Annotated in this window: 22 protein-coding genes; 9 read left to right on the plus strand and 13 right to left on the minus strand. The window is 41.1% G+C overall.

Annotation, left to right across the window (positions count from 1 at the left end; all coding sequences use genetic code 11):
- Nucleotides 1–22: 22 nt before the first annotated feature.
- From HGR01_RS01065 to HGR01_RS01080, 4 genes are all read right to left on the minus strand, one after another.
- On the minus strand, nucleotides 23–1,054 hold the full coding sequence (locus tag HGR01_RS01065) for a hypothetical protein (RefSeq protein WP_045869429.1): 1,032 nt from the start codon (nucleotides 1,052–1,054) through the stop codon (nucleotides 23–25).
- A gap of 10 nt (nucleotides 1,055–1,064) precedes the next feature.
- Nucleotides 1,065–1,313, minus strand: coding sequence for a hypothetical protein (locus HGR01_RS01070; RefSeq protein WP_045869430.1), 249 nt, complete (start codon nucleotides 1,311–1,313; stop codon nucleotides 1,065–1,067).
- Between the two features lie 1,288 nt (nucleotides 1,314–2,601).
- The gene (locus tag HGR01_RS01075) at nucleotides 2,602–3,057 is read right to left on the minus strand and encodes a cupin domain-containing protein (RefSeq protein WP_045869431.1); all 456 of its coding nucleotides are present in this window, start codon (nucleotides 3,055–3,057) and stop codon (nucleotides 2,602–2,604) included.
- Between the two features lie 275 nt (nucleotides 3,058–3,332).
- On the minus strand, nucleotides 3,333–4,112 hold the full coding sequence (locus HGR01_RS01080) for a cysteine hydrolase family protein (RefSeq protein ID WP_045869432.1): 780 nt from the start codon (nucleotides 4,110–4,112) through the stop codon (nucleotides 3,333–3,335).
- Nucleotides 4,113–4,195: 83 nt separating this feature from the next.
- Between HGR01_RS01080 and HGR01_RS01085 the strand changes: the two genes are divergently transcribed.
- Entirely contained in the window at nucleotides 4,196–5,599 is a 1,404-nt protein-coding gene (locus tag HGR01_RS01085; RefSeq protein WP_045869433.1) for an amidohydrolase, read from the plus strand.
- A 421-nt stretch (nucleotides 5,600–6,020) separates the two neighbouring features.
- Here the strand turns inward: HGR01_RS01085 and grxD are convergent, their stop codons facing one another.
- From grxD to HGR01_RS01100, 3 genes are all read right to left on the minus strand, one after another.
- Nucleotides 6,021–6,344 carry a Grx4 family monothiol glutaredoxin gene (gene grxD / locus HGR01_RS01090; protein ID WP_045869434.1) on the minus strand — a complete coding sequence of 108 codons (324 nt, stop codon included), beginning with the start codon at nucleotides 6,342–6,344 and terminating at the stop codon, nucleotides 6,021–6,023.
- Between the two features lie 59 nt (nucleotides 6,345–6,403).
- Nucleotides 6,404–6,661, minus strand: coding sequence for a BolA family protein (locus HGR01_RS01095; RefSeq protein ID WP_045869685.1), 258 nt, complete (start codon nucleotides 6,659–6,661; stop codon nucleotides 6,404–6,406).
- Nucleotides 6,662–6,868: 207 nt separating this feature from the next.
- Nucleotides 6,869–7,468: a hypothetical protein gene (locus HGR01_RS01100; RefSeq protein WP_045869686.1), complete on the minus strand. Its 600-nt coding sequence runs from the start codon at nucleotides 7,466–7,468 to the stop codon at nucleotides 6,869–6,871.
- Between the two features lie 172 nt (nucleotides 7,469–7,640).
- On the opposite strand from HGR01_RS01100, the gene HGR01_RS01105 reads away from it, so the two are divergent.
- Nucleotides 7,641–9,743: a S8 family serine peptidase gene (locus tag HGR01_RS01105; RefSeq protein ID WP_045869435.1), complete on the plus strand. Its 2,103-nt coding sequence runs from the start codon at nucleotides 7,641–7,643 to the stop codon at nucleotides 9,741–9,743.
- A gap of 117 nt (nucleotides 9,744–9,860) precedes the next feature.
- Here the strand turns inward: HGR01_RS01105 and HGR01_RS01110 are convergent, their stop codons facing one another.
- The 4 genes from HGR01_RS01110 to HGR01_RS01125 form a co-directional block, all read right to left on the minus strand.
- Complete coding sequence (locus HGR01_RS01110; protein ID WP_045869909.1) at nucleotides 9,861–11,363, minus strand: IS5 family transposase; 1,503 nt, start codon at nucleotides 11,361–11,363, stop codon at nucleotides 9,861–9,863.
- A 149-nt stretch (nucleotides 11,364–11,512) separates the two neighbouring features.
- Complete coding sequence (locus HGR01_RS01115; protein ID WP_045869910.1) at nucleotides 11,513–12,280, minus strand: lysophospholipid acyltransferase family protein; 768 nt, start codon at nucleotides 12,278–12,280, stop codon at nucleotides 11,513–11,515.
- 114 nt (nucleotides 12,281–12,394) lie between these two features.
- Complete coding sequence (gene tadA, locus HGR01_RS01120) at nucleotides 12,395–12,880, minus strand: tRNA adenosine(34) deaminase TadA (protein WP_071989380.1); 486 nt, start codon at nucleotides 12,878–12,880, stop codon at nucleotides 12,395–12,397.
- An 810-nt stretch (nucleotides 12,881–13,690) separates the two neighbouring features.
- A complete protein-coding gene (locus tag HGR01_RS01125) occupies nucleotides 13,691–15,370 on the minus strand; it encodes a DUF3352 domain-containing protein (RefSeq protein ID WP_045869912.1) in 1,680 nt (559 codons plus the stop codon).
- A 90-nt stretch (nucleotides 15,371–15,460) separates the two neighbouring features.
- Here HGR01_RS01125 and HGR01_RS01130 point away from each other — a divergent pair, with 90 nt between their 5' ends.
- The 4 genes from HGR01_RS01130 to HGR01_RS01145 all read left to right on the plus strand — a co-directional run bounded on the left by HGR01_RS01130 (nucleotide 15,461) and on the right by HGR01_RS01145 (nucleotide 18,068).
- On the plus strand, nucleotides 15,461–15,820 hold the full coding sequence (locus HGR01_RS01130; protein ID WP_045869913.1) for a rhodanese-like domain-containing protein: 360 nt from the start codon (nucleotides 15,461–15,463) through the stop codon (nucleotides 15,818–15,820).
- 3 nt (nucleotides 15,821–15,823) lie between these two features.
- On the plus strand, nucleotides 15,824–15,976 hold the full coding sequence (locus HGR01_RS01135; RefSeq protein WP_155539177.1) for a hypothetical protein: 153 nt from the start codon (nucleotides 15,824–15,826) through the stop codon (nucleotides 15,974–15,976).
- A gap of 325 nt (nucleotides 15,977–16,301) precedes the next feature.
- Nucleotides 16,302–17,378: a heat-inducible transcriptional repressor HrcA gene (gene hrcA, locus HGR01_RS01140; RefSeq protein ID WP_045869914.1), complete on the plus strand. Its 1,077-nt coding sequence runs from the start codon at nucleotides 16,302–16,304 to the stop codon at nucleotides 17,376–17,378.
- A 12-nt stretch (nucleotides 17,379–17,390) separates the two neighbouring features.
- Nucleotides 17,391–18,068: a hypothetical protein gene (locus HGR01_RS01145; RefSeq protein WP_045869915.1), complete on the plus strand. Its 678-nt coding sequence runs from the start codon at nucleotides 17,391–17,393 to the stop codon at nucleotides 18,066–18,068.
- Between the two features lie 410 nt (nucleotides 18,069–18,478).
- Here HGR01_RS01145 and HGR01_RS01150 read toward each other — a convergent pair whose 3' ends face one another.
- Complete coding sequence (locus HGR01_RS01150; RefSeq protein ID WP_045869916.1) at nucleotides 18,479–21,472, minus strand: UPF0182 family protein; 2,994 nt, start codon at nucleotides 21,470–21,472, stop codon at nucleotides 18,479–18,481.
- A 425-nt stretch (nucleotides 21,473–21,897) separates the two neighbouring features.
- On the opposite strand from HGR01_RS01150, the gene HGR01_RS01155 reads away from it, so the two are divergent.
- Complete coding sequence (locus HGR01_RS01155) at nucleotides 21,898–22,314, plus strand: cyclic nucleotide-binding domain-containing protein (RefSeq protein ID WP_045869917.1); 417 nt, start codon at nucleotides 21,898–21,900, stop codon at nucleotides 22,312–22,314.
- A 209-nt stretch (nucleotides 22,315–22,523) separates the two neighbouring features.
- Complete coding sequence (locus HGR01_RS01160; protein ID WP_045869918.1) at nucleotides 22,524–23,048, plus strand: GNAT family N-acetyltransferase; 525 nt, start codon at nucleotides 22,524–22,526, stop codon at nucleotides 23,046–23,048.
- Nucleotides 23,049–23,056: 8 nt separating this feature from the next.
- Here HGR01_RS01160 and HGR01_RS01165 read toward each other — a convergent pair whose 3' ends face one another.
- Nucleotides 23,057–24,676, minus strand: a complete 1,620-nt coding sequence (locus HGR01_RS01165) for a cobyrinate a,c-diamide synthase (RefSeq protein ID WP_045869919.1) — start codon at nucleotides 24,674–24,676, stop codon at nucleotides 23,057–23,059.
- A gap of 163 nt (nucleotides 24,677–24,839) precedes the next feature.
- Here HGR01_RS01165 and HGR01_RS01170 point away from each other — a divergent pair, with 163 nt between their 5' ends.
- On the plus strand, nucleotides 24,840–25,655 hold the full coding sequence (locus HGR01_RS01170; RefSeq protein WP_045869920.1) for a hypothetical protein: 816 nt from the start codon (nucleotides 24,840–24,842) through the stop codon (nucleotides 25,653–25,655).
- Nucleotides 25,656–25,852 lie beyond the last annotated feature (197 nt).

Here is a 25,852-nt window from a genome sequence, read left to right on the forward strand (position 1 = left end):
TCCCTGTTCCCTGTTCCCTCTTTTAGCCTAATTTTGCCTTGGGAATCAAACTGACATCCCAGGTATACAATCCGACGGTGTCAGGGACTCTGGCGAACCTTCCTGTACGATAGCCTCGTGATAATTCATTGAGAACCTTACTTTTAACCTCTCTCAAGTCTTCAGCATCTATTTCTCCATAAAGTCCATTGATGACTTCCGCAACTGTCATAATTTTCCCGGCGTTTTCCTCTAACAAAGAGGTAAGAGCATCAATTAAAAATTGACCCTCATATTGTGTGAGCATGGGTACGACTTTGTTTTTGGGAAGTATCAGCGGTTTCTTCTTTTTCGATGTGAGAGTTTTAGTAGAATTACCATTTCTACTTGAGCTGAGTAGACTTAAATCTAAGGTATAACAACCAGGTTCGTCAGGAATTGCCACCCAACTACTACCTTTACCTTGTGTCAACGAGGATTGAACTCTACCTTTCACTACTTTGAAGACTGTAGGCTCTAACTCTCCATATAGCGATCGCACAATGAAATCAATATGGCACACTGTACCGCGATGTTTTTGCAAGAGCTTTCTAATAGCTTCAATCCGATTCACTGAGTTTTGATACTCCGGTAGCATCGGATAGTCTTGTACCTTGGATGTTTGCTCTTTAGGCTCAGGCGGAGGAGCTATTTCTGGTTGTGGACTAGGAGATTGATACTCGTTGGTATCGGTAGTAGTGGCTGACGAATTATCTACCTCTAAATTGTCTGAATCTAGAAGTTCCGAAGCAGTAGACTCTTCTAAATTGTGATCAGACTCAGAAATATCATTGGGTGAAAATTTCTGTGCAGGAGGAAGAGAGGGAGTAACATCAGCCGATTCTAACTTGGCAATGTGGTTTTCTTGTGATGGTGACCAGGTAGATAACAAAGCTTCTACATGATCGAGATGCGATCGCGCCTGTGTATATAAGCGTTCGTACTCTTCTACCATCCCCGCATAGTAGTCTCTTAATTCCAACAGAGGCGTGAGGAAAGTTTCAGGAGGTGGTTCCAATTGTCCCTTAAAAGTCATAAAACCTTAATCAATCCAAATCAGTGTTGCTTTTGTAAGTCATTGGTCTTGGTTTAGCTTTTGCAGCTGGCTTGAGCTGCTGTCTCTTCGGTGGTTGAGGAGGGCGACAGCGTTCGCAATATAAAGGCCTAGGGCCATAAGTCTCGCGGTTTGTCGTCTCATTACACTGCTTACAAATAAAGTTAAAAACACGAGTGTGAATTTCTCTTTGATGCGCTCTAACAGTGTATTCTCTAACGCTGATTAACTTACTTGCCATAATAACGAGTGGTAATTTCCGTTCTAATCAATATAGCTATTCAAGCAAATCAAATAACATCAGTATGTATCCAGTTGCCAGTTTTAGCTATTTTTTTGCTGACTCTATAGGTTGTGTGATAGCAGCAATCTCATTGAGTATGAAGAAAAATTTCCTACTATTCTTTCTGAGTTTGTCTAAAAAGTCTTAGTTGATACACTCAGCCTTTAGACATCCTCTTCACTCACCCTCAACAAGGAAGAGTTTGAGCTGGAAATTTACCCTCTTTTATAAGTTAGCCTGGAGGTGAGCCATAACCAAATATCTGCACTTGTATGCTAAATACTCTCTGGCGGATGCTGGTTTTCAACTGATTCATGTCCTATAGGTCTTTTGTACTGGATGAAGAATTGACTGATTAAACGTTATTTTTTCATAGCAACCTCCCATGATGCTAGCTCAATTCATCATCAATTATGTATTACTAGCTATAGACAATAGATGATTTAGCTTAGTGTACAAAAAGCCTATCCTTCAACCCATCCCTTTTTAGGGGGAATGGTTCAAGGGAAAAGGTAAAGGAGAAAAGTTCAAACATCATTAGTTATTTCCTCTATGTCCTTGTGCTGAATATTTATCTGACTACCTCCTATGACTTGGGATAGATATAGGCATAGAGAGCGTATCTGCTATAGTCCAATATCCGAGAAAAAAGTGAAAATTACAATTCCCTGATGCGAGCGATCGCACTTTTAAGAATTGTACATTTGGCAATGCCTATCTTTTATTGTTGAAATTGGCACAGATACCGGGAATTGAATTGCACAAAGACCAGAAGCTTCTACAGCACTTAGCACTTACAAGTCAGATATTCACGCCAAGTTTTGCCACAAACCTTGCCATGAAAATTAGTCTTTCCTATGCCCTATACCCTTTTTCAAGTTAGAAATTGAACAGGGTTAAAATCAGATTGGTAATGCTTTTGTGAAGTAGGATTGTAATTACTGCTACAGTTAAGTTAATAACAAAGCCTAGGAATGATAAATAATATCTTGTTCGGTTAAAGACTCATCATAAATACCAGAGGGGTCAAGCGGGCAGGTAATACTAATTCACGAAAATTCTAATCCAGATGATTTTTCGTAGGGGTTTAGCAATGCTAAACCCTCTACCTAAGTATGTGTATCATGATTAAAGCGATACAAATTTGGTCAGAAAAGCATGAAGAATTGGATAATTCGGGGATGAGGGGCAATAGGGATTGGGTAATTGGTATTTATCCCCCTCATCTCCCTAATTACCTCAACAATTAACACGGCATCAACGCATCCACTCTTCCCAAAACTGCCATATCTTCTGCGTCTAATTCTATGCGTGTGCCGCTACGAATTAATTCGGAAAAGTCTTCATTTGGCACCATAATTGTTAACGTATACAAGCGAGAATTACCTGTATTTTTAATTAAATGAGTGCCTGTTGGCGGTACTAATAAACTATCACCAGTTTTAATTGCGACTTTCTTCCCATCGCAAATAGCTACCCCTTCTCCTTTAAGAACAAAAAACATTTCTACTGCCCATTGATGACGATTTGGAGGTGTATGTCCACCGACATCAAAAATTTCAACACAACAAGTTAAGGAAGTATTGGCATTGGCTGTATCAAAAATAATTGCTAACCGATTAGAATCATTGGGACTAATGCGGTAAACTTGGTAATCTTTGGGAGATTTAATGAGAGGAATTACACAACGAGTAGCGTGCATTTATGTATCTCCTTGGTTGGGGATTGGGGATTGGGGATTGGGGAACTCGGGGCCCCCTCTGGGGATAAGGGGGATTGGGGATTGGGGAACTCGGGGCCCCCTCTGGGGATAAGGGGTATTGGGGATTGGGGATTGGGGAACTCGGGGCCCCCTCTGGGGATAAGGGGTAATGGGGACTGGGGAAAAGGAACAAAGAATATAATAATGACTATTGACTCTTGTACAGATGCGATTAATCGCGTCTCTGCAACTTTTGACTCAGCACTCAGCACTCATTACTCAGCACTGTTTTCCAGGGCTGTTAAAATTGCTGGGGAATCTGTGACAAAACCAAAGCATTGTTTGACGTTATATAGAGTTGCTAGCCAACAATAATCGGGGGATGTTGTGGCTGTACAATCTTTGACTAAAATGCAGTCATATCCTAGAAAATTCGCATCACATAGGGTAGTCATGACACATTGATCGGCATTGACACCAGCGAAGAATAATGTAGTCTTTCCTAGGTTCCGCAAGATACTATCTAAGGGTGTGTCCCAAAATCCACTCATGCGGTATTTATCCACAAGAATATCTTCTGGTAACTGTTGCAGTTCTTCTACTACTGCGGCTGCCCAACTCCCAGCCATGAGGACTTTAGCACCGTTGGTAGGTAAGGGATGACCTAAGCCTACACCTTCGCCTGTGGGATTGTAGACGTGATGTAAACCAGCACTAATATTTAGTAGATCGGGGCGATTTCCCCAATTCAGCCAAATCACTGGGACACCTGCAACGCGCAGTTGGGGAAGTAAATTTTGTAAAGGTGCAATTGGCTGGCGGGCTGGGGTAACATCTACACCAATATGCGCTAACCAACCATCGGGGTGGCAAAAGTCATTTTGCATATCAATGATGATGATGGCAGCTTTTGCTAAATCCAGGCGCAGAGTTTTAGTTTCTGTTGATAAGATAGCGGGTTGTGGGGTCTTTTGCGGGCGTGTAATATCTGCGATCGCATGGTTGACTGTCCAAGCGTTTGGTGCAACTCCCAGGGAGTGAAAAGGCTGATTCATAAAATTGCAAAACCCAACACCATTTTCTATTTTGTAACCTGAAATTCACTTAGGCGTTCGATTACTTAATTAAGGTTAAAATCATGAAGTTTACTATCCAGAATGTTTTGACTGTCACAGATGATGCTTATGCAACTGTTGATGTCCAAATTGTGGACGGTAAAATAGCTGCTATTGGTTCTAATTTAGATGTTATTGGTACGGTAATTGATGGCACACATCAAATGTTGCTGCCTGGGTTTATTAACGCCCATACCCATTCTTCGGAAATGTGGCAACGTGGGGCGATTCGTCCCTTACCTTTAGAATTATGGCTGGCGGAACTGTATGAATTTTCGCAACTAAATTTAGAAAAGGTTTATCTCAGCGCTTTGGGAACGGCGGTAGAAACTTTACTTTCTGGTGGTACGAGTGTAGTAGATCATTTAGTATTAATTCCTGGGCAAGAATTTGAAACGATCGCAGCGGCGATTCGCGCTTACACAGAAGTGGGAATTCGGGCTTTTATCGCCCCGTTAATTCAAGATGAATCTTTGACAGCCGGGATACCATCGGGAGAAACCCAACAAAACCATGAACCTTATTTTCGCTCTACTGCTGGGACTTTAGAAATTATCGCAGCAGTTGTACAGCAGTTTCATCGCCCAGATGAAGGGGTGAGTATTTTAGTTGCACCTACAGGGATTCAATTGTGTAGTGATGCTTTATTCACCGGATGCATTGAATTAAGCGATCGCTATAATCTGAGTCGTCACTCGCATTTGCTGGAAACCAGGGCGCAGGAAAAACTCGCCCAAGAGAAATATGGCTGTTCGGCTGTAGAACATTTGAAGCGGATTGGCTATTTAAGCGATCGCACTTCTTTGGCGCATTGTGTCTGGCTAAGTGAAGCTGATATTGATATCCTCGCAGAAACGCAATCTACAGTTGTTCACAATCCCCTCAGCAACTTGCGTTTAGGTAGCGGTATTGCCCCTATTTTGAAATATCAACAAGCAGGAGTTAATGTTACTTTTGGGTGTGATGGTGCCTCTAGTAATGATTCTCAAGATTTACTAGAAGCTATTAAAATTGGCTCTATTTTGCATAACGTTACAGACTTAGATTATCAACAATGGATTACACCCCGGCAAGCTGTCGAAATGGCATCTTTAGGCGGAGCTAAAGGAGTAAATTTTGCCGATAAAATTGGCTCTTTAGAGGTGGGTAAACAAGCCGATTTAGTACTTTATGATCTTACCAATTTATCACTTTTACCTCGTACAGATCCTATAGGTTTATTAGTGTTAGGCAGACCCAGCAATGTAGTCCATAGTGTCTGGGTAAATGGTAAACAAATTGTTGCTGATGGCAGAGTTACCACTATAAATGTTGATGATTTACGACAACAAATCTTCCATCAAAGCCAGTGGGATACTCAGCGTCAGTCGCAAACTGTAGCCCAACTTGCAGCACATTATCGTTCAGTTATGGGTTTGAAGCAATAATTATGAATTCGTAATTCGTAATTCGTAATTACTATAAGACTCATATTTGATTTTTGAAGTTCACGTAGTGGCACGACAAGGCTAAAATGTGGCAATATAATTTTCTTGTGGGGTGGACATCTTGTCCGCCCAGGACGGGCAAGATGCCCATCCCACAAGAGTTTGAATAATGCACCATTTTAGTCTAGACACGCCAGTAGGATGCGTTAGCGCTAGCGTAACGCATCAGCGCCAAATCTTTTTGTGCTTTAGAGATTCTGCTTTCTGCATCAACACCAGCCAATTTTTACCTCATCCAAATGAAACCTACTGTAAATAAAAAGCTGCAAGATTTAAATAACCTTGCAGCTTTCTTATATTAATGAAATCAGATAATACACAATAATCTCTGGCAGTAAAGCAGAGATTATTTAGATGCCATTTAGGAAGCTAATGCAACTTCCACTAATTGCTGTAATTCACCTTTTTGGTACAGTTCAATTAAAATATCTGAACCGCCAATAAATTCACCATCAATAAAAACTTGGGGAATGGTTGGCCAGTTAGAATATTCTTTAATTCCTTGACGAATTTCGGCATCTGAAAGCACGTCATAAGTCTCGAAAGGTACACCCAAAGTATTAAGAATCTGCACAACGTTGTTAGAAAAACCACATTGGGGCATTAACTTATTTCCCTTCATGAAAACAAAAATTTTGTTTTCTTTAATCAGGTTATCAATTTTCTCTTGAGTTTCTGGTGACATGGTTTTGATGTTTCCTACTTTTGCTTATAGTCGAGAATCAACAGTCAGTATCTAAACTGCTAAGAAGCGGCTGTTGTCTGCCAAGCTTCAGGAGTATAAGTTTTTAATGCTAGGGCGTGAATTGCTTCAGTTGACATAGCTTGCCGCAAAGCACCGTAAACTAACTGGTGTTGTTGTACCAGTCTCTTACCTGCAAACTGCGATGAAACTACTGTTACCTGATAATGGTCACCACCACCAGTCAAATCTTGCACTTGAATCTGAGCATCTGGCAGTTCCGCTTTGATCATTTCCTCAACCTGCTGCGGACTAATCATCGCAATTCCTGAAAAAACTTCTTTTCTATTATTAACAGATAGAGAGCGATCGCCTTTACCAGTTGCAAGTTTTGGCAGGTTTACGGCTGAATTCGCTCTAGGCAAGGGTTTTTGACAATACCTTAAGGGCTGGCAGTTAATTCTATCCTACCATTAGGTTATTGAGAAGCTACTATTGTCACAAAAGAGAAAATTGCTAAATTTTGATTATTTTTGAGAAGATGACGAACTTCCACCTTGGCGGGGATAGGGAGTATCGACAAAACCTAACTCAAATAACTGTTGGTAGGCTTTCTTGCCTAAATCTCTGGTGGGGTTTTGACTTTTGATAATTTGAATGAGCAATGGTACGGCTAATTCTGACTGATTTTGTGCCCGATGTACTAACGCTAGTCTATAGGTGGCTTCATCTCGCTTCTGGGCGCTCTCTAGGGCTTTTTTGCGCTGAGAATCAGAAACTCTGGTGTCAATTCCCGAAAAACTAGAGTTGAGATCTTGGTAAAAATTAGATAGCTGGTTAAAAACCTGACGTGCTTCTTGGAGTTTCTTCGCAGCTACGTCATATTTTTGGGAATCAACAGCGGCTTGTGCTTCGCTCATCAAACGCTCACCGCTTTCAATGCTCAACAGGGTATTATTTGGCGCTACAGGACGTAGGTTATTGGGATTGTTAGGATCAATTGGTTGTGCTTGGTTATTGCTTGGTAAATTAATTACCTGAGCATTCACTGGTGCTAGCAGACAGAGGGCTGCTATGAGTGATAAAGAACTGAAGCGCATCCAGGGAACAGCAGCGGCTAGGTTCATGGGATCAAATCGTGCGACAAAGTATATAAAAAGTAACGGAAACTTCGGGTATCTTAACTCTGTTTTTGTCTTTGACCAAGCAAAGTAACATACTAAGTTTCTTTGTTTTAGACTGAAAAACAGCTTCATTGTGTTCCTTCAGCCCATAATCATAGTATCTAAAATTGCTCCTATGAATGATCCCAACAATTTAACAAATTCTGGCAACACAGGTGTACCAGCCAGCAATCTGGGTATGGTATTACAACGCGGTGGTGAAGAATTAATTTTAGAAAAGGTTTTGGATCGTTTCAGTGTCCGTCTTTCTACCAATATTCCTCGTGAACAATTATCTCAATTTAGTTGGGGAACTTGGCACCGGAGTATTCCTCAAGCCAGGCTAGAAGTTTTTACGGTAGCACCTAACCAGTTAGATACGGCAATGTCTCAAGCACGTGCTGACCAAAATGTGGCTTTTGCCAGCCATATTTACAAACTCAAAGATAATCCTGGGACTTTTGTTTATCTCAATGACCAAATTACAATTCAATTTGCCGATGGAGTTGATGCAGCTAAAATCAATGCTCTCGCTACTGCCTTTAACTTAGTGCAAGATAAACCAGTCCTGGGTTTACCTAACACTTTTGTCTTTCTTGTCAGCAAACAAGCCCAAGAAAATCCCATTAAAATTGCTAATCAATTGCAAGGAATCAAAGAAGTATTAGTAGCTGAACCAAATATTTTAGTACGCCAAGAAACTCATTACAAACCCCGCGATCCGCTTTATCCCAAGCAATGGTATCTCAACCACAATGGCAGCAACCAATTAGCCGCGGGTTCTCATATTTCTGTGGAATCGGCTTGGGATATTACTCGCGGTGTGCGTTCTGTAGTGGTGGCGGTGGTTGATGATTCTTTTGACTTGAACCATCCCGATTTCCAAGGTAGCGGTAAAATTGTTGCCCCCAGAGACTTGAAAGAAAATGACTTTTTACCTTTACCAGATGTAGAGGAAACTAGCCACGGTACAGCTTGTGCAGGTTTGGCTGTAGCTGAAGAGAATGGTAAAGGCATTGTCGGAGTTGCCCCCGGTTGTGCTTTAATGCCCATTCGCACCACTGGTTTTTTAGATGATGAATCGATTGAAGATATTTTCAATTGGGCAATTGAAAAGGGCGCTAGTGTGATTTCTTGCAGTTGGGGAGCATCGGCTGTTTATTTCCCCTTATCTTTGCGCCAAAGTGCAGCTATTACCCGTGCCGCTACCAAAGGACGCAATGGTAAAGGTTGCGTGATTTTGTTTGCAGCTGGTAACGCCAACCGCCCGATTAGCGGTACTGTGTTTGAGCGCAATTGGCCAAAAAATTTACTGTCAGGTGATACAGATTGGCTCAGTGGTTTTGCGGTACATGCCGATGTGCTAGCTATCTCAGCAGCTAACAGTTTGGCTAAGAAATCTGCCTATAGCAATTGGGGTGAAAACATTGCCGTATGTGCCCCAAGTAACAACGCTCCTCCTGGGATGTGGTTTCAGGATCAAGGGTTTATGGAAACACAACCTGCGATCGCCACTACACTATCAGGATTAGGAATGCTAACTACCGATCAATTAGGTGCGGCTGGTTATGATGCTGGGGATTTTACCAGCAACTTTGGTGGTACTTCTGCCGCAACTCCTGTGGTTGCAGGTGTAGCAGCCCTAATTCTCTCCGCAAATCCCGATTTAACTGCTAAACAAGTTAGGCGGATCTTGCAAGAAAGTGCTGATAAAATTGTGGACAGCAACCCCGATCCGCAATTGGGTTTCAAGGAAGGAACCTATGATAGTAACGGTCATTCCCAATGGTTCGGCTATGGTAAAGTCAACGCCGCTAAAGCAGTACAAGCTGCACAGCAAATGCGTGCAGGTACATCAACTGCTACTAAGCAAGTCAAGGGCAGAAATGATAGTAAATTAGGAATTCCAGATAACAATAAACAGGGAATCAAAAGTGCGATCGCCATCTCTGAGGCGAACCTGGTTCAAGATATTCAAATATCAGTTAATATTACCCACGATTTCTTAGGAGATTTAGAAATCTATGTAATTGCTCCCAATAAGGAGCCAGTCTTATTACAAAACCGCACCCTAGGTCGCCGTACCAACTTACAAGCAACTTATACAGTGCGATCGCATCCAGCCCTCAAACAGCTACTATCAATATCAGCTAAAGGTAACTGGCAATTGCAAATTATTGATTATGTACCCCAAGATATCGGTCAGCTTAATAGTTGGGAATTAATTTTAAGTGTTTAGGGCATGGGGCATGGGGCATGGGGCATTGGAAATAATAAGTTGTGTATGAGGTATTAGCTATTAAATAGGGCTTGCTGAAAAAGTCATTCCAAGGCAAGAGAAAAATTGACTCAGTAGTCAGGGAAGAGCAAATATAAGTTTTTGTTGTCTGCAATCAAACGGAACATCACTTTTGCTAATAAAAGAAGTGAAAAAAGATGTAATGTTGAAAAATTGGCATAAAAATTCCCAAAAAAGCCGTGAAACAAGGGTAGAAAGATTCATGACTAAAAAAGTAATAGCAATAGCAGTGACAGAGGTATGAGGAAGTTTAGCCATGACTCTACCCAAGCTAAATCTTCGTTTACCTTGTCCGAATTTACCCTCAATAGAGTTACGAATTAGCTCATCTTCTCGTGCTTGTTTCTTTTTTTCAGGACTGACATTTTTAGGTGGTCTCCCTAAAGGTGGCCCACTAATTCTAATTCCTCTTTCTTGACACCAAGAGCGGTTGTCTCTAGTGCGATAAATTTTATCAACATGAACTGATTGAGGATAATACCCGGTGTAGTTTTTGTAGGCTTCTACTTGTGATTTTAAGTCGCCTGATTCGTTAAAATTATCCCAACTAATATGGTCTAAAAATACATAGCCATCATAGCAACTAGCTGAAAGCTTTGCCCCAAACTCTACTTTTTTTCCAGCTTTACCACGGACTATCGGACGAATGTGTGGTTGATTTAAACTGACAATACGGTCTTCTATACTAATTTTTTTATTTTCATATAACCAAAGTTGTTGACGATAAATTTCTGCTACTACCAGTAATTTCTTATATTGCCTATTACTCAGGTTGAAGAGTGACGCACCTAACTCCATTAGCTGCTGAATGTGAACTAAATTTCTTTTGATATATTGTAGTTGCCGTTTAATGGCTTTCCTTCTTTCTTTAATGGTCGGTTTTCTTTTTTTGGCTACCAATAAGTAATTCTTTCTAGCTATATTTCTATAGGTTCTCGGTTTTTTGATACTCTTTAACAAGAGGGAGTTATATAAAATATCTATAATTGTTTCTGTATGCTTTCTGGCTTGATTTAATAATCCTAAGTCTGTGGGATAACTGATATCCGCTGGCGCACAACTCGCATCTAATATTAATTTTCCCCGATTGGTCGGCTCATTTTTTAAATCCTCGGTTTCTGACTTTTTTGATTTTACTTCTACCTCCTCTTTACTTTCTAACACTTGCTTGACTATTTCTCGATTCAGTTTGTTAACTAATTTTATATCTATTCTTTCTCTAAAGTGAACTAACATTGACGCATCAAATGGGGCATTATTGCTATAGCAAGACATTCCTATAAAGTATTGCAGATAGGGATTCTCCCTAATTTGCTCTACTGTCTCCCTATCACTTATGCCTAGTTTTTCTTTAATTATTAATGCCCCTAATGCCATCCTAAATGTTTTGGCTGGCGCGCCCATTTCTGCTGAAAATATTGCTGCGTACTCTGCTTCAAATTCTGACCAAGGTATCATCTCCGCCATGATTACCCAACGGTTATCTGAGGCTAGTTTTCCCCCAAAGGGTAGTTCAAAGTCTTCTGCTGCTGTTTCTTGCTTTTGCGCTTTTCGATACATATCAACGCAACTTGCTACAAGGGTTTTTACTTACTTTATCCTTTTTCCTTGCACTTTATTCTCTTTTGTCCCCCCAAATCTCTTGATTTATCTAGGTTTTTTGTTTATTCTGCAAGCCCTAAATAAATGCCACATAACAAATGCCAAAATTAAGAATTAGGCATTTCGACAAATGTCGGATTAGTAATTTCTGCTTCTTGGTGACTTAATTGTTGCAAAGCTTTAGCTAAATCAGCAGTTAAGCGTTTAGCATTTTGTTTGACACAATCGTTACTATAATCGGCAACTTTGATAGCTGGGGCAATGTTAATCATCACATCTGTACCCCAATTGGGATAAGGCTGGCTGTAATTAATACTAATAGGTAGAATTTTAATTCCCAAGTCTGGCTGACTGGCTTCCGCACTTAAAGCTAACCGCGCAATTCCGGATTTGAGGGGGTGAACTTCCCCATCCCGATAAATCCCGCCTTCTGGGAAAATAACTAAAGTTTTTTTCTGCTCAAGTAGCTCAATACCATGACGCAGGGTGCTAATTGCTGGACGTTTAAGATCGATAGGGAAACCGCCCAAGTGACGCACAAACCAGCCTTGGATTCCTGTACATTCGCTGCTAGTCACCATAAAGCGTATGTCTTTTTTTGACCGACAAGCGATCGCAGCATAGGGTACGAGTAACGCATCCCAACGGGAACGGTGGGTAGGTGCAAGAATTATCGGCCCGGTGGTGGGGAGATTTTCTTGTCCGGTAATTTGAATGTGACCAAAGAACGCTGGTAACAGGACGTGACGACCTAAAAGATACGCAACAGGCGCTAGCCAAGAAGAAACCCCTGAGGTAGTATGAGCCACCTTGTGATTTGTGGCGGTAGTTGCTATTGTTTCTTGACAGGTAGGATGAGCAGAGTAAAATTCCATCATCGTGGTGGCTGCTGATTTTGTGATAGATTGTGACGAAACCTTGATTAATTACACCGTAATTTTTCTTTTGTTACTTGTGTCCTACCTATTGGACAGTTTCATCTCTGTCTGCTAGTTTCTTCGATGTCGTCGGGTAGCAAACCAAGCTTGCAACTGCTGACGGCAGGTAGACTCTAAAATGCCTCCAATGACTTTGAGACGGTGATTTGAAGCAGCACTATCGGGGATGTTGATAACAGTACGAATGGCACCAGTTTTGGTATCGTCTACTCCATACACCAACAATTTCAGGCGAGAGTGTATAATGGCACCGGCACACATCGGGCAAGGTTCTAAGGTGACATAGAGCGTACATTCATTCAGATGCCAATTTTGTAAAATTTTTGCAGCAGTCCTTAAAGCAATAATTTCTGCGTGAGCTGTGGGGTCTTTGTCGCGTTCTTTCCTGTTTTCACCCTCCGCCAGCGCATTACCCCCAGCATCGACGATTACAGCCCCTACAGGTACTTCTCCGGCATCACCGGCAGCTTGTGCCAATTTTAAGGCATGGGTCATCCATCCTCTGTGAAGAAGATATTCTGGGTCTGCAATAGACATTTTAAAAGTGGTAATTGGTAATTGGTAATGGGTGATTGGTATTTAATTAAATCAAATTTTACCTGGGTTTTAAGATTTTAATCTGTGCCAATTTTAAAGAATTGGTAATAGGGCAAATTAAGGCTGATTATGTCAAGTTTTCTAGATAAAAGGAAAGTAATATTAGTGCAAGAAAGCTAAAAGTATGAAAGTAAGAGCTAGATTTACTCTGTTAAGTGTTTTGAACCCAAAATTGGTTTTGGGTTAAAGGTTTTTTCTTTTCCTTTTCCCATTCCCCTTTTTCCCCTTCACCGACAAGTATTGCTAAGTAGTTAAACAAAATTAATTACACAATGTCATTGCGAATGGAGCGGAGCGGAATGAAGCAATCGCAAGGGTTGAGATTGCTTCTCTTCGAGACGCTACGCGTTAAGCGAAGCTATGCCGAAGGCTTTACGCTGCGCTCGCAATGACTGTAATTAATTTTGCGTGGTTACTTATATGATGTAGACCTTTGAGGTGTTGAAAATTTTAGCTTTATTTCCGCCATGTCGTTTTAGGTTCATTATTTAGATAACATACAGCAAATTGCTGTTTCATGAAATAGAAAAAATTATTATCCAACTCTTGTGGAGCAGACATATTACCAGCTACAGGCTGATATCATTAGATGAAATTTGCGCTAATTTTATCAATAGTTGCTTGATGGTACAAGCCCCCAGATTTATCTGTGGGATCAATCGAAAATCTAAAATTGTTTGGCTGGAGTAAAAGGTAAAAGGTCAGGATTGATTACCCTTTCCCCTTTCACCTTTTCCCCCTTCCCCTCTATTAAGGTTTAAGCTTTAAAAATACGCCACCTTTGAGCAATCCCGGATCGTTACCGTAACTGCTAACCGTGAGCGATCGCAGATTTTCAAAAAAGGGTTTACCGACTACTTCTACTAGTTTAAGAATCGGTAGCTGGCGTTCTACAAGTTTTTGGCTTTTTGTCCAGTCAAGATATATGTAACCTTGATTAGGCTGGGGAATAGCTGCAATACTATCTTGGAAATCGCGATTTTTAATTAAAGAGTTGTCTTTAACGTTGAGAATTTCCGCCATTGTCTCTAAATCGGAAGCGAAAATTTCGTAATTCCCTAAAGTTGTATGTACTCCCTGCACTTTTGTCTCTACTGTAAAAGCGGAAGGCTTAACATCAGCTTTATTGCTATTAGCGATTAATTCAGTCCAAGCGGAGATTTTTTGTTGATTGAGGCTGAGAGAATTCACATTCAGCCCTTTAGCTGCGGCGATCGCATCTAAACGCGCAATTCCTTGGGCTACTTGCGGTGATTGTTCCACCACAAACACCCAACTGTTACTTGCTGGCTGCTTTTGGGGTAAGAGTGCGATCGCATATTCGCCTTCTACCCAGCTAAAGATATCTTCAGTTAGATTTATCCCCCAACGGTTTTGCAAATCCTTCAATGGTTTCGCCATCTTCGATTTCATACCTTCCTGAGAAACCGCTAGGGTTGCTGTAACCTGTTTCCAGAGTTTGGCTAAATCGGTGTCACCCAAATTGCTTAAATTAGTACCAGAGATAGCTAAACCTGCTGATGTGGGGATATATTGCAATGCGCCTACAGGTTGAGATAATGATGGCGCAGGAGAACCAGCAATACTTTCTGGGGAATTTGCACTTAAAAAGCTAGTTTCTGCGATTAATCCTTTGGAATTCAATACAAAGGAAATAATTTCGCTGTCATAAGTTGATTCTTGCAGTTCTAACCCTTGCCATTTTGCTAAGGAAGGGAAATTTAAGAAAGCTGCAGCCACAGCACCTTTAGGTAATTGTTCTTTAGCTTTTTGATATTGCACATAGCTGTTTAAATTTAAATCGGGAGCTTGGACATTATTAATCGCATCTTTGAGTACTTTCAAATCGTTAGCGAATAAGACAAACTCATTCCCAACAACCGCACCAGCGATAAAATCTTGCTTGGGTGGTGGATTGTCGTAAATTAGTTTTACCCCTTCATATTCTTCAGTTGCTAAATTTCCCCCAGCTAATACCCGCTTAGAAAACAGCAAATCTACAAACTCACGACTTTTTTGTGATTGCGTAGTTGCTAGCGCCAGCAAATATCCAGATTGCTGTCCATTTTCTGGTTCGCGATCAATATCTAAGCTAGTAACAGCGAGAGTAATTTCATTACCTAACCAAGGTTGAATATCTTCTTGGTAATCGATATTACTCTTCGCCAATAAACTAGTTTTGAGCTTCGATAATTCACCTTCACGCTCTAACGCCTGTAATTTGTCTGGATTTACTAATAGAGAAACTGTAATCGGAGAAAATTTCGATACAAATATAGCTGCGCTAGATTGCGGAGAACTAGAAGCCACAAGGTTAACTGGACTTTTCACGAAAAACCAGTAATAACCACCAATCACAAACAATATGAATGCGATCGCACCTGCTACAAGGAAGGTGAAAAACGAGCTTTGCCTGTTCACATTTAACATACTAAAGTTAACAATTTAGGAATCGATGCTCATGCTACGGTTACGATCTTCATGTCAACATAAATAATATAGGATTGTTTACAAAACCTCATGACAGGCAATTCTCCTAATCAACCCATTGCCCACATTAGCGTTGAGGAACTTGCACAACGTCTCTCAACCAAGGATTCCAGTATTCAGCTAGTGGATGTGCGCGAACCTCAAGAACTCGCGATCGCTAGCATTGAGGGTTTTGTTAACTTCCCTCTCAGTGAATTTGCAGAATGGGGCGAGCAAGTCCCCACCCTCTTAAATCCTCATACTGAAACCCTAGTACTCTGCCACCACGGTATGCGCTCTGCTCAAATGTGCCAGTGGTTACTCGCTCAGGGTTTTACCAATGTTAAAAATATTACAGGTGGCATCGCTGCTTATTCTCAGCTAGTTGACCCTTCAGTGCCGCAGTATTAGGGATTGGGGACTGGGGATTGGGGACTGGGGATTGGGGACTGGGGAAAAACTATTACTCATTACTCATTACTCATTACTCATTACCCCATGCCCCATGCCCAATGCCCCATGCCCCATGCCCAATGCCCCATTCCCTTTTCCGCAATTACTCTGTAGGTATATATCTAAAGTGAAAAAAAATCCGTGCTAACACATACATTTTTTCCTAAAAGTTTGTGGAAAAATATGCTTATGTAAGCCACAATGTAGATGACTACAACCAGCTTTGATGATAATAGTCAAGCTCTTTTCCAGAGCGGCTGAAGAATAAATTAAAATATAAATTAATATTAATTAATTTCTGCTAGATAAATAGCTAGCAATGTTAACTCACAATTAGCTATAGTAGTTTACTATTAATAATTTTTTTTCATTTGCGGGGAAACCCAGACAATTTTTGCAAAGTTTCATTAAAATTTTTTGCCTCAGCCAAGAATACCTTATGCAAGTCCAGTTGACAAATCGACAACAGCATATACTTTGGGCAACAGTACGTCATTATATTGCTACGGCAGAACCTGTAGGGTCAAAAGCGTTAATTGAAGAGTATGACCTAGGGGTGAGTTCAGCCACAATTCGCAATGTGATGGGTGTCCTAGAAAAATCTGGTTTACTATTCCAACCACACACATCTGCTGGACGAGTACCTTCGGACTCTGGATATCGCATTTATGTAGATCAGCTAATTACACCATCAGAAGCTTTGGCTAAAGAGGTAGAACAAGCGCTGCAAAAACGCCTACATTGGGAAGATTGGAGTTTAGAAGCTCTATTGCATGGTGCAGCGCAGATTTTAGCTAGCTTGAGTGGTTGTATTAGCTTGATTACTATGCCGCAAACTAACACAGCATTGTTACGCCATTTGCAATTAATGCAAATTGAAACGGGGCGAATCATGCTGATTGTGGTTACAGACAACTATGAAACGCATTCGCGGTTAATGGATTTATCGCCAACGCGAGAAGAAACCAAACTTGATGCAGAAGTAATCGATCGCGAATTGCAAATCGTCTCTAACTTTTTGAATAGCCACCTGCGAGGACGCAGTTTGTTGGAATTAGCCACCCTAGATTGGAGCGAATTAGATCAAGAGTTCCAACGCTATGGCGAATTTCTCAAAACTTCTGTTGCAGAATTAGCCCGTAAGACTGTTACGCCCACAGCCACACAAATTATGATTCGGGGTGTGGGTGAAGTTTTGCGCCAGCCAGAATTTTCTCAAGTCCAACAAGTGCAAACAATTATCCATCTGTTGGAAGAAGAACAAGACCAGCTGTGGCGATTAATCTTTGAACAGCCAGAGGTTGAAGATCAGAGCAAGCCACGGGTAAATGTTCGCATTGGTGCAGAAAACCCACTCGAACCAATACGCACCTGTACCTTGATTAGTTCTACCTATCGTCGGGGTAGCATTCCCGTTGGGAGTGTGGGAGTTTTAGGCCCCACACGCCTAGATTACGAAAGTGCGATCGCTGTTGTAGCTGCGGCTGCTGATTACCTATCGGAGGCTTTCAGTTAATCAGATGACATTATGACGAGAAAAATAGGCTTTGGGTTGTTGTGGCTAGGATTTATTGTTTATGCATTTTTTCTCGCCCCACCCGATCGCCCTAATACATTCGAGTTAATCAAGAATTTGAGCATTGGGCAATGGCAAGGTATTAACCCTTTAGTCATTGCTCTGTTTTACATCATGGGTATTTGGCCTTTAATTTACAGTGCTTTAGCACTGTTTGATGAGAGAGGACAAAAAATCCGAGCTTGGCCATTTGCGAGTGCATCTTTTGCAGTCGGAGCATTTGCACTTTTACCCTACTTAGCTCTACGCCACCCAAATCCACAGTTTCAAGGACAAAAAAACGCTGTTCTCAAACTGTTAGATTCTCGTGTAACTGGAATTGGTTTAACTATAGCCACAACTATTTTAGTTGCCTATGGTTTACAAGGTAATTGGAGTGATTTTGCACAACAATGGCAAACTAGCCGCTTCATCCATGTGATGAGCCTAGATTTCGCTTTACTGTGCCTATTATTCCCTGCATTACTAACAGATGATATGGCACGTCGCGGCTGGAAAAATCCTGCATTATTCTGGTTAATCACTTTAATTCCCTTGTTCGGGCCTCTCATGTATTTATGTGTGCGTCCATCTCTACCAGAAAGGGGATTAGACACAGTATCTAGTTCGCAACAAACATTGACAAATTAAATTCACGCCTCCAGATTCATCCAGGGTACACATTGGATTTTAGATTTTGGATTTTAGATTTTGGATTAAATAGGACTTACGCAATAACTCTTCCAAACTCTCTTTACTTCGTGTTCTTTGCGTACTTCGTGGTTCGTTTTTTCATGATTTTGCGTAAGTCCTGTTAAATAATTAACCAAGCCAAAATATAATATCAATTTCAGAGGAACGTATTCTTTCTCCTCTGCTCCCTCTGCTGACATAGCGATTGATTATTTTTTTATTTGTCAGTCCCTAACCAATACTGCTAAGTTAAAGATTTTCAACTCTTAATTTGGTTTGGGGAAAAGGTAAAAGGGTAAGAGTTAAAGGTTTTTTCTTGCCCCTTTTCCCCTTCAGCGTTTTGCCCTTAACCGACAAGTATTGAGTCTCTAACTTGGTGATGCTTCTTCTACAGGACGAATAATCGCTGGTGCTGGGGTTACTTCTGGTTTAAAGATGGCTTGTAATGCTTGTTCTAAAGTTTGTGCCATAACAATTCGGTTTTCGTAAGCTACAACTACCCTAACTAAAGTGGGTAAACTATTTTTTGTAGCTTCTAAATAAATTGGCTCGACATAAAGCAGAGATTGTTCTATTGGTATTACCAAGAGATTGCCTTGTATAGCTCTAGAACCTTGGCGATTCCATAAAGAAATTTGCTGAGAAATTACAGGATCTTGGTTAATCCTAGCTTCGATTTGTTCTGGCCCGTACACCAAACGTTCTTTAGGAAAAACATACAGTAACAACTTACCGTAATTTTGACCATCCGATCGCGCTGCTAACCAAGCGATTAAATTCGTTCTTTGCTTGGGAGTATAAGGTAAAAGCAAGAGAAATTCTTCAAAGGGGTTGGTAGGTAAGCTGGTAATTAAATAGTACGGTTCTACTGGACGCGCTTGATTACCATAGATTTCGTTAGGAATTTGCCATTGGTCTTCCCGGTTGTAAAATACCTGAGTATCTGTCATGTGGTAGGTCATCAACCGTTCAGCCTGAATGTTGAAATAATCAACAGGATAGCGGATATGCTTGCTGAGTGTTTTCGGCATTGCACTCAGGGGTTTAAATAGTTTGGGAAATATTTTTCTCCAAGTAGTAATTATTGGGTCATGGCGATCGGCAACATAAAAGTTAACAGTGCCGTTATAAGCATCTACTACGACTTTGACGGAGTTGCGAATATAGTTAATGCCATCTTGATTAGGATCGGAATAGGGATAGTGATGACTCGTTGTGTAGGCATCCACAATCCAGTAAAGATAATTTTGGTTTGTTGAGTAATCTTGATTTTTCTGATCGAGATTGGCATCAGCGACAACTAAATAAGGATCGCTGTCATATTTTAGAAAAGGTGCGATCGCTTGAATTCTTTGTTTAACATTTCGGCGTAATAAAACCTTTGTTTCTGGGAGAAAATCCCTAGTTATCGCCATTTGCCAGTCTTTCAAATAAGCAGCAAATAACCACCGTCGCCAAATTGCTCCGATAGAGATACCACCTCGTCCATCGTAAGTATGGTAAACATTATCACTACCACTGGGATAGTCGAGTTCTCTAACCTTAGTTCCAGTTATTACATAGTTATTTGTAATTTCACCGTAATAAATCCGGGGTTGCCCAATGGGAATACTGTTGCGAATGGCTTGATTGGCAGTGGTGAGGGCAGTGCTATTACCGCTAATGTCTTTAACGAAATATTCTGGTAGTCCACCAGGGCCAACTACGTTTACAGGACTGAGAGTAAAACCAAAACCGTGGGTATAAATTAGATGGCGGTTTACCCATGTTTGAGCTTCCTGGGGAACTGCACTGTAGTCTAATTCCCTAGCTGCAATTAATACTTGTCGCCGTTCTGTAATTTCCTGAGGTGGGGATGATGATTCCTGCTGCGGTGCGGCGGGACGGCTACTGGTGGCTTCTGTTTCTAGGGTATAGCGGTCAATATCTGCATCGGGAAACCGATAATAGGGTCGAATTTGCTGCAATTGACGGTTGGTTTCTAAAAGCGGCCGCTGATCCCACAAACGAATATTCCGAATTGTTAAGTCGTTGGCTTTGATATCAGCTTCCGTCAATTGACCTTGGGGGTTGAAATTTCTGGTATCAATTGGTTCCAAATCAAAGGCTTGGCGAGTTGAGGCAATAGTACGCCGAATGTAAGGTTGTTCTCGTTGCAATTCATTAGGCTGAACTACTAAATATTGCACTGCATTCGGTACTAGCAAACCACCTACCAGCGCCAACAAGAAATAAACTCCTAAACCATAGAACGCCAACTGACGATGGGGGGATTTTGGCCGCCAAAAGATTGTTCGCCACAAGAAGTAAAAGGCGATCGCTACTGCTAGGGCGCATAAAGTATTGTAAGCTGGCAACTGTGCTACTACGTCGGTATAGCTGGCACCGTAACTCACCCCACGCTTGGAATATAGCAATTCATAACGACTTAACAAATAACTGAGAGCCACAGCTACCATCAATGCACCACCCAAGCCGTATAAATGGCGTTGCTGTGGTGGCGAAAACCCTGGAAAAAATCCTTGGCTGAGACTATCGCCGGATAGGAGGTAGGTAAGAGTAACGGCGATTAAACCATAAAAAAATAATCCCACCAACCACAGTCCTAGCAATTCCAAGACAGGGAGAGAAAATATATAAAAGCTGGTATCTTTAATAAATAAAGGGTCGGTGTCGTTAAAGGCAGTACGAAACAAATATTGCAGTATCTTCGCCCAATTTTGGTAAATTATCTGCCCAAAGAGCAGACTCATGACAATAGCGATCGCCCTGAGCGACAATCGGGGATAAATTAAAATAGCGATCGCAATTCCCAAAACCAAGCTCAAATACCAAACTTGGGAAAATATTTGCCTTGCCAGCTGCCAAATTGTCTGTAGTTGAAAGCGATCGCTGACAAGTAAACTAGTCTTACTAAATGCTGGATTCCAATAGGAAATGGCAATTTCACCGTAGTAAGCCAGCATTAATCCCACCAACAAGCTGAAGCCCAAAGCTAGAGGTAGCAGCCAATGCAATCTGATGGCGGGAAAGCGTCGGGGATCGAAACTACGGGCTAAATTGCGAGGATCGGACTGAGGACTGAGAAGCCTTGTAAACTCACTGCTGAGTGGCTGACTCGTCACTGGCGGGGGATACTTGAGCCGTTCTGCAAAAAAGAGGTTTACCAGCAGATAGACAGCAGTTATCCCAACTACAAATACCCATATAGTAGTCTTAGTAACCAGCCTGAGCAGAAATACTTGGAGGTAGCCGACTTCCTGAAACCAGAAAATTTCGACTGGTAAACGGGAACCCAGAACTACGAGTAGCCATAGCCCTAGGAAGAATATTAATAGGCGAAAGCCCCATTTCCGCAACATTCCTTAGCAGCCAACCTTTTCTAAATTACAGTTATCAATGACTTTCCGCTGATGAAGCAAAACTTACTAGTCAGCCAGTTCATTGATGCCTTTAACTGATCCTAGTACTTCGTTAGATGAATTATGATTGCTACGTAAGTAATTAGGCGCGATCGCACTGATAATATGTAAACTTTTGTGGGGGAAAAGGTTAAAGGGTAAGGGTTAAAGGTTTTTTCTTACCCCTTTTCCCCTTCCCCTTTTGCCCTTAACCGACCAGTATTGTAAAGGGTACAGGTTTTCTCTTTTACCTGCCTCTTGAGCATTCTTAGATATAGTTATGCCGGAATTAAGCAGATTTATGCTGGCAAGCTTTGGCAAGTGTTATCCTACTACCTAACGGTAAAAGATGACCTACAATAATGTTTGATTTTTAACTCGCAATCATGCTAACCAGCGTTGACCGTTTATTGTTTGTGCGGCGAGTCCCGATTTTTAAAGAATTGCGGGATGATTTTATCGTGCGTCTTGCTTCCGTGATGAACGAGCTAACCTTTCCCTCAAATCACGCCATCTTTAGGCAAGGAGAAGAAGGGCGATCGCTCTATATTGTAGTATCTGGCCGTGTTAAAGTTCACATTGGCGAAAAAAAGTTGGCAGAGGTAGACAAAGGCAAGTACTTTGGCGAAATGGCAGTTTTTGATACACAACCCCGTTCCGCCTCAGCCACCACTTTAGAACCCTGCGAGTGTTTGGAACTCACCCAAGAACAACTCTATGATGCTATTGAAGAAACTCCCGAAATTGCTGTGAATATCATTCGTGAATTATCGCGTCTGATTCGCAGACTCAATGAAAAGTGAAAATATTACTATTAGTTATTGGGTGTTTGGTGTTTGTTAGAGGTGATTTTTAATATAGAACAGAAAATAATTTTAAATTTTTAATTAGTTATGATTTTCACAATTCAGCTTTTATACTTCTTCTAATAGACAAGAGTGTATTTTCTGCTTTCAGCGTCACGCAGCATCTAGAGCTTAACATACAGAATTTACAGAAAAGTAAAAAATTCATGCCAACAGATGCGGTAATTTTGCGCTTAGAAAAAGTAACGGAACAGCACGCTGATAGCCTTTACTCTTTTATCAGCAATCCACTTCTGTATGAATATCTTGAAGATTCAGTTCCTAGCCTCATAGAAATTAGGAGAAAATTTCAGTTTGCAGCGCTAGAAAAATCACCCGATAACCCAACTATGATTTGGCTCAAATGGGTTGCTATTAATGCTCAAAACCAATATGTAGGTATTGTGGAAATAGGGATTTTTGAAGATAAATATGCAGAAATTGGCTTTATGACGTTTGTGGGTTATCAAAACCAAGGCTACGCCCATGATTACTGTTCTTTAGCTATTGCAGAAACACAACGACGCTTTCACCTTTTATCACTGCACGCATCAGTCAATCAGCACAACCTTGCCTCTCGTAAAGTACTTGAGAGGCTGGGGTTTAAATTGTACAAAGTCAATCACAACGCAGAATTTATCAAAGGTAAACTTTCTGATGAATTAATTTACCGCTTGAATTTCTCAGAATAAATTGACGTTTATGATGATGCTAATTTCAGACATTCTTTAATAAAAGACTGCGGAATTTCCCAACTGGCACCCCAGTGTAAATGAACATAAGAAGCATAAACATTGATAGGTGAAATCCATCCTTCATAACCCATATTTTCATCACAATCATAGCGATAAGTTTCCCATAAAGGCTGAGGATTAATTGCAGTTAAATGAGAACGATGAAACTCATGTCCGTAAACAGTTTTCCCTGTCTTTACTAACAGATTATCTTGCAAAGCTACAGCACGACGATATCCTAAAGTTAAACGTTTATCCATCGTTGCAGATGTTGGTAAAATTCCTACCATTGGCCAAGATTCACCTGCAAAATCAATAATTTGCTCGCACAAATACATTAATCCCCCACATTCAGCAATTACAGGTATTCCTTGCATAATTGCTGTTTTGACAGCATCGCGAGTGCTAATATTTTCTGCTAATTGCTGGGCAAAAACCTCAGGGAAACCGCCACCAAAATAAATTCCCTGCACATCTTTTGGTAATTCAGAATCTGCTAACGGACTCCAAAAAACCAGTTCTGCACCCAACTCTTGCAACAAATCGAGATTATCTTGATAGTAAAAATTAAAAGCGCGATCGCGTGCTACTGCAATCCTTATTGAGGGAGATGAGGAAGAAATGTCTTGTCCCCTTGTCCCCTTGTTATCAGTCCCCAGTCCCCATTGCCCCTTATCCCCAGAGGGGGCCCCGAGTTCCCCAGTCCCCAGTCCCCAATCCCCAGTCCCCAGTCCCCATTGCCCCTTATCCCCAGAGGGGGCCCCGAGTTCCCCAGTCCCCAGTCCCCATTGCCCTTTATCCCCAGAGGGGGCCCCGAGTTCCCCAGTCCCCAACATAGGCAATAACCTTTCCCAGTCAAAGCAAGTATCCCCTAAATCAGCAAGCCGACTGATCACAGCATCTAATTCTGGGAGTTCTGCTGTAGGCACTAAACCTAAATGGCGATCGGGAATGGTGATATTATCTTGACGACGCAGTACCCCAAGAATGGGTAAATGTAATGATTCTAGAGCGTCCTTGAGTAGAGAAATATGGCGATCGCTGCCTACGCGATTGAGTATTAAACCAGCTATTTTAATTCTCTGATCAAAAGAACAATAACCATGAGCGATCGCAGCCACAGAACCCGATAAGCGACTGCAATCAATTACCAACACCACAGGTAAATTCAGCAGCCTTGCAATATGTGCAGTACTGGCAAAATCAGTTATGAATTGGGCATGGGGGATGGGGCATGGGGCATTGGGCAATTGGTAATTGGTAATTGGTAATTGGCTATTTCTCCCCTTGTCCCCAGTCCCCTTAATCCCATCAAACAGCCCCATTACGCCTTCTACCAAAGCATATTCACTATTTTGGGTGTGACGGGCAAAACATTGCTGAATATAAGCTTCAGAAGTCAAAACTGGATCTAAATTCCGACAAGCACGACCAGTTACATGCTGATGAAACATCGGATCGATATAGTCCGGGCCGACCTTAAAGGATTGTACTGCTATACCCCGACGACATAATGATGCTAAAAGCGTCAGTGTAACTGTTGTCTTACCTACTCCACTACGTTCTCCAGCAATCACTAAAGCCATAAACCGCCTTTTGATTGGATTTCCACAAAAATTTTAGGTGCGATCGCCAAAGCTTAAATTAATTTAACAATAAAATGAGTGCGATCGCCCCATTACCCCACATCCTCTCTTCTGGTAACTCCTGATAGACTAACCAGACTCCCACGCTTCAGCACTTCTAAATATGACTAAAAACTTAGCATTTCTCACCATTCACGGTATGGGAGAAACGGAACTAGAATATTACCAAAGTCTTAAACAATCTTTAGAAAAAACTTTAGGTAAAGATATTTGGCAAAAAGTTCATTTTGAGCCAATCTATTATCAATGTGAATTGCAAGATTACCAATATAGTGTTTGGGAAAATATGCACCAAAGTGCATCTCTAGCTTGGCAAGATTTACGAAAATTTATGCTCTTTGGTTTTAGTGATGCATCTACCTTAGAACACCGAGCCACAGATGATGGCAGCGTGTATAAAAAAATTCAAAAATCTATTATTTCTTCCCTAAAACTTGCCAGGAAAGCATTTTCTTCTAATGATATTTCTATAATCATCTTGGCTCATTCTTTAGGTTGCCAAGTTATCTCTAATTATCTTTGGGATGCTCAAAATAATAAGGGAATTTGGCAGATAAATAGTCTAGATTATCCAGTATTTCAACCAGAGCATGAAGATTTCTTGAGATTGAAATCTCTGCAATATCTTATTACTACTGGTTGCAATATCCCGTTATTTGTAGCTGGCTTTGCCAAAATCATAGCAATTAATAAACCCAATCCTAATTTTAAATGGTTTAATTACTACGACAAAGATGATGTTTTAGGATGGCCTTTAAAACCCTTATCGCCTTCCTATAATTTAATAGTTGAGCAAGATATAGAAATTGATTCTGGTAACATTTGGCAATCATGGAATCCGCAAAGCCATGATGGTTATTGGACTGATGAGGACTTTATTACACATTTGTCAAACATAATTAAGAGTTTAAGTACATAGTCAAACAATTTTGAATTTTGATAGATTTTGAATTTTCGATAGATTCCACAGCAAAGCGGGGGCTTTTACCATCAAGGAACTATTGGTCACATTTTCTAGACAGGCATTTACGTAAAAAACCCCAACAAAACATCAAAATCTATCTTTACCTATGCTCAATGCCCAATGCCCCACGCCCCATGCCCCATGCCTCATTT

The sequence above is a fragment of the Tolypothrix sp. PCC 7712 genome, from assembly GCF_025860405.1.
In the GTDB taxonomy this organism is placed as follows: domain Bacteria; phylum Cyanobacteriota; class Cyanobacteriia; order Cyanobacteriales; family Nostocaceae; genus Aulosira; species Aulosira diplosiphon.

Bases quoted from the DNA above. Each gene is read 5' to 3' on its own strand.
- HGR01_RS01065 (WP_045869429.1), bottom strand. From the start codon at position 1,054: ATGACTTTTAAGGGACAATTGGAACCACCTCCTGAAACTTTCCTCACG.
- HGR01_RS01070 (WP_045869430.1), bottom strand. From the start codon at position 1,313: ATGGCAAGTAAGTTAATCAGCGTTAGAGAATACACTGTTAGAGCGCAT.
- HGR01_RS01075 (WP_045869431.1), bottom strand. From the start codon at position 3,057: ATGCACGCTACTCGTTGTGTAATTCCTCTCATTAAATCTCCCAAAGAT.
- HGR01_RS01080 (WP_045869432.1), bottom strand. From the start codon at position 4,112: ATGAATCAGCCTTTTCACTCCCTGGGAGTTGCACCAAACGCTTGGACA.
- HGR01_RS01085 (WP_045869433.1), top strand. From the start codon at position 4,196: ATGAAGTTTACTATCCAGAATGTTTTGACTGTCACAGATGATGCTTAT.
- grxD (WP_045869434.1), bottom strand. From the start codon at position 6,344: ATGTCACCAGAAACTCAAGAGAAAATTGATAACCTGATTAAAGAAAAC.
- HGR01_RS01095 (WP_045869685.1), bottom strand. From the start codon at position 6,661: ATGATTAGTCCGCAGCAGGTTGAGGAAATGATCAAAGCGGAACTGCCA.
- HGR01_RS01100 (WP_045869686.1), bottom strand. From the start codon at position 7,468: ATGAACCTAGCCGCTGCTGTTCCCTGGATGCGCTTCAGTTCTTTATCA.
- HGR01_RS01105 (WP_045869435.1), top strand. From the start codon at position 7,641: ATGAATGATCCCAACAATTTAACAAATTCTGGCAACACAGGTGTACCA.
- HGR01_RS01110 (WP_045869909.1), bottom strand. From the start codon at position 11,363: ATGTATCGAAAAGCGCAAAAGCAAGAAACAGCAGCAGAAGACTTTGAA.
- HGR01_RS01115 (WP_045869910.1), bottom strand. From the start codon at position 12,280: ATGGAATTTTACTCTGCTCATCCTACCTGTCAAGAAACAATAGCAACT.
- tadA (WP_071989380.1), bottom strand. From the start codon at position 12,880: ATGTCTATTGCAGACCCAGAATATCTTCTTCACAGAGGATGGATGACC.
- HGR01_RS01125 (WP_045869912.1), bottom strand. From the start codon at position 15,370: ATGTTAAATGTGAACAGGCAAAGCTCGTTTTTCACCTTCCTTGTAGCA.
- HGR01_RS01130 (WP_045869913.1), top strand. From the start codon at position 15,461: ATGACAGGCAATTCTCCTAATCAACCCATTGCCCACATTAGCGTTGAG.
- hrcA (WP_045869914.1), top strand. From the start codon at position 16,302: ATGCAAGTCCAGTTGACAAATCGACAACAGCATATACTTTGGGCAACA.
- HGR01_RS01145 (WP_045869915.1), top strand. From the start codon at position 17,391: ATGACGAGAAAAATAGGCTTTGGGTTGTTGTGGCTAGGATTTATTGTT.
- HGR01_RS01150 (WP_045869916.1), bottom strand. From the start codon at position 21,472: ATGTTGCGGAAATGGGGCTTTCGCCTATTAATATTCTTCCTAGGGCTA.
- HGR01_RS01155 (WP_045869917.1), top strand. From the start codon at position 21,898: ATGCTAACCAGCGTTGACCGTTTATTGTTTGTGCGGCGAGTCCCGATT.
- HGR01_RS01160 (WP_045869918.1), top strand. From the start codon at position 22,524: ATGCCAACAGATGCGGTAATTTTGCGCTTAGAAAAAGTAACGGAACAG.
- HGR01_RS01165 (WP_045869919.1), bottom strand. From the start codon at position 24,676: ATGGCTTTAGTGATTGCTGGAGAACGTAGTGGAGTAGGTAAGACAACA.
- HGR01_RS01170 (WP_045869920.1), top strand. From the start codon at position 24,840: ATGACTAAAAACTTAGCATTTCTCACCATTCACGGTATGGGAGAAACG.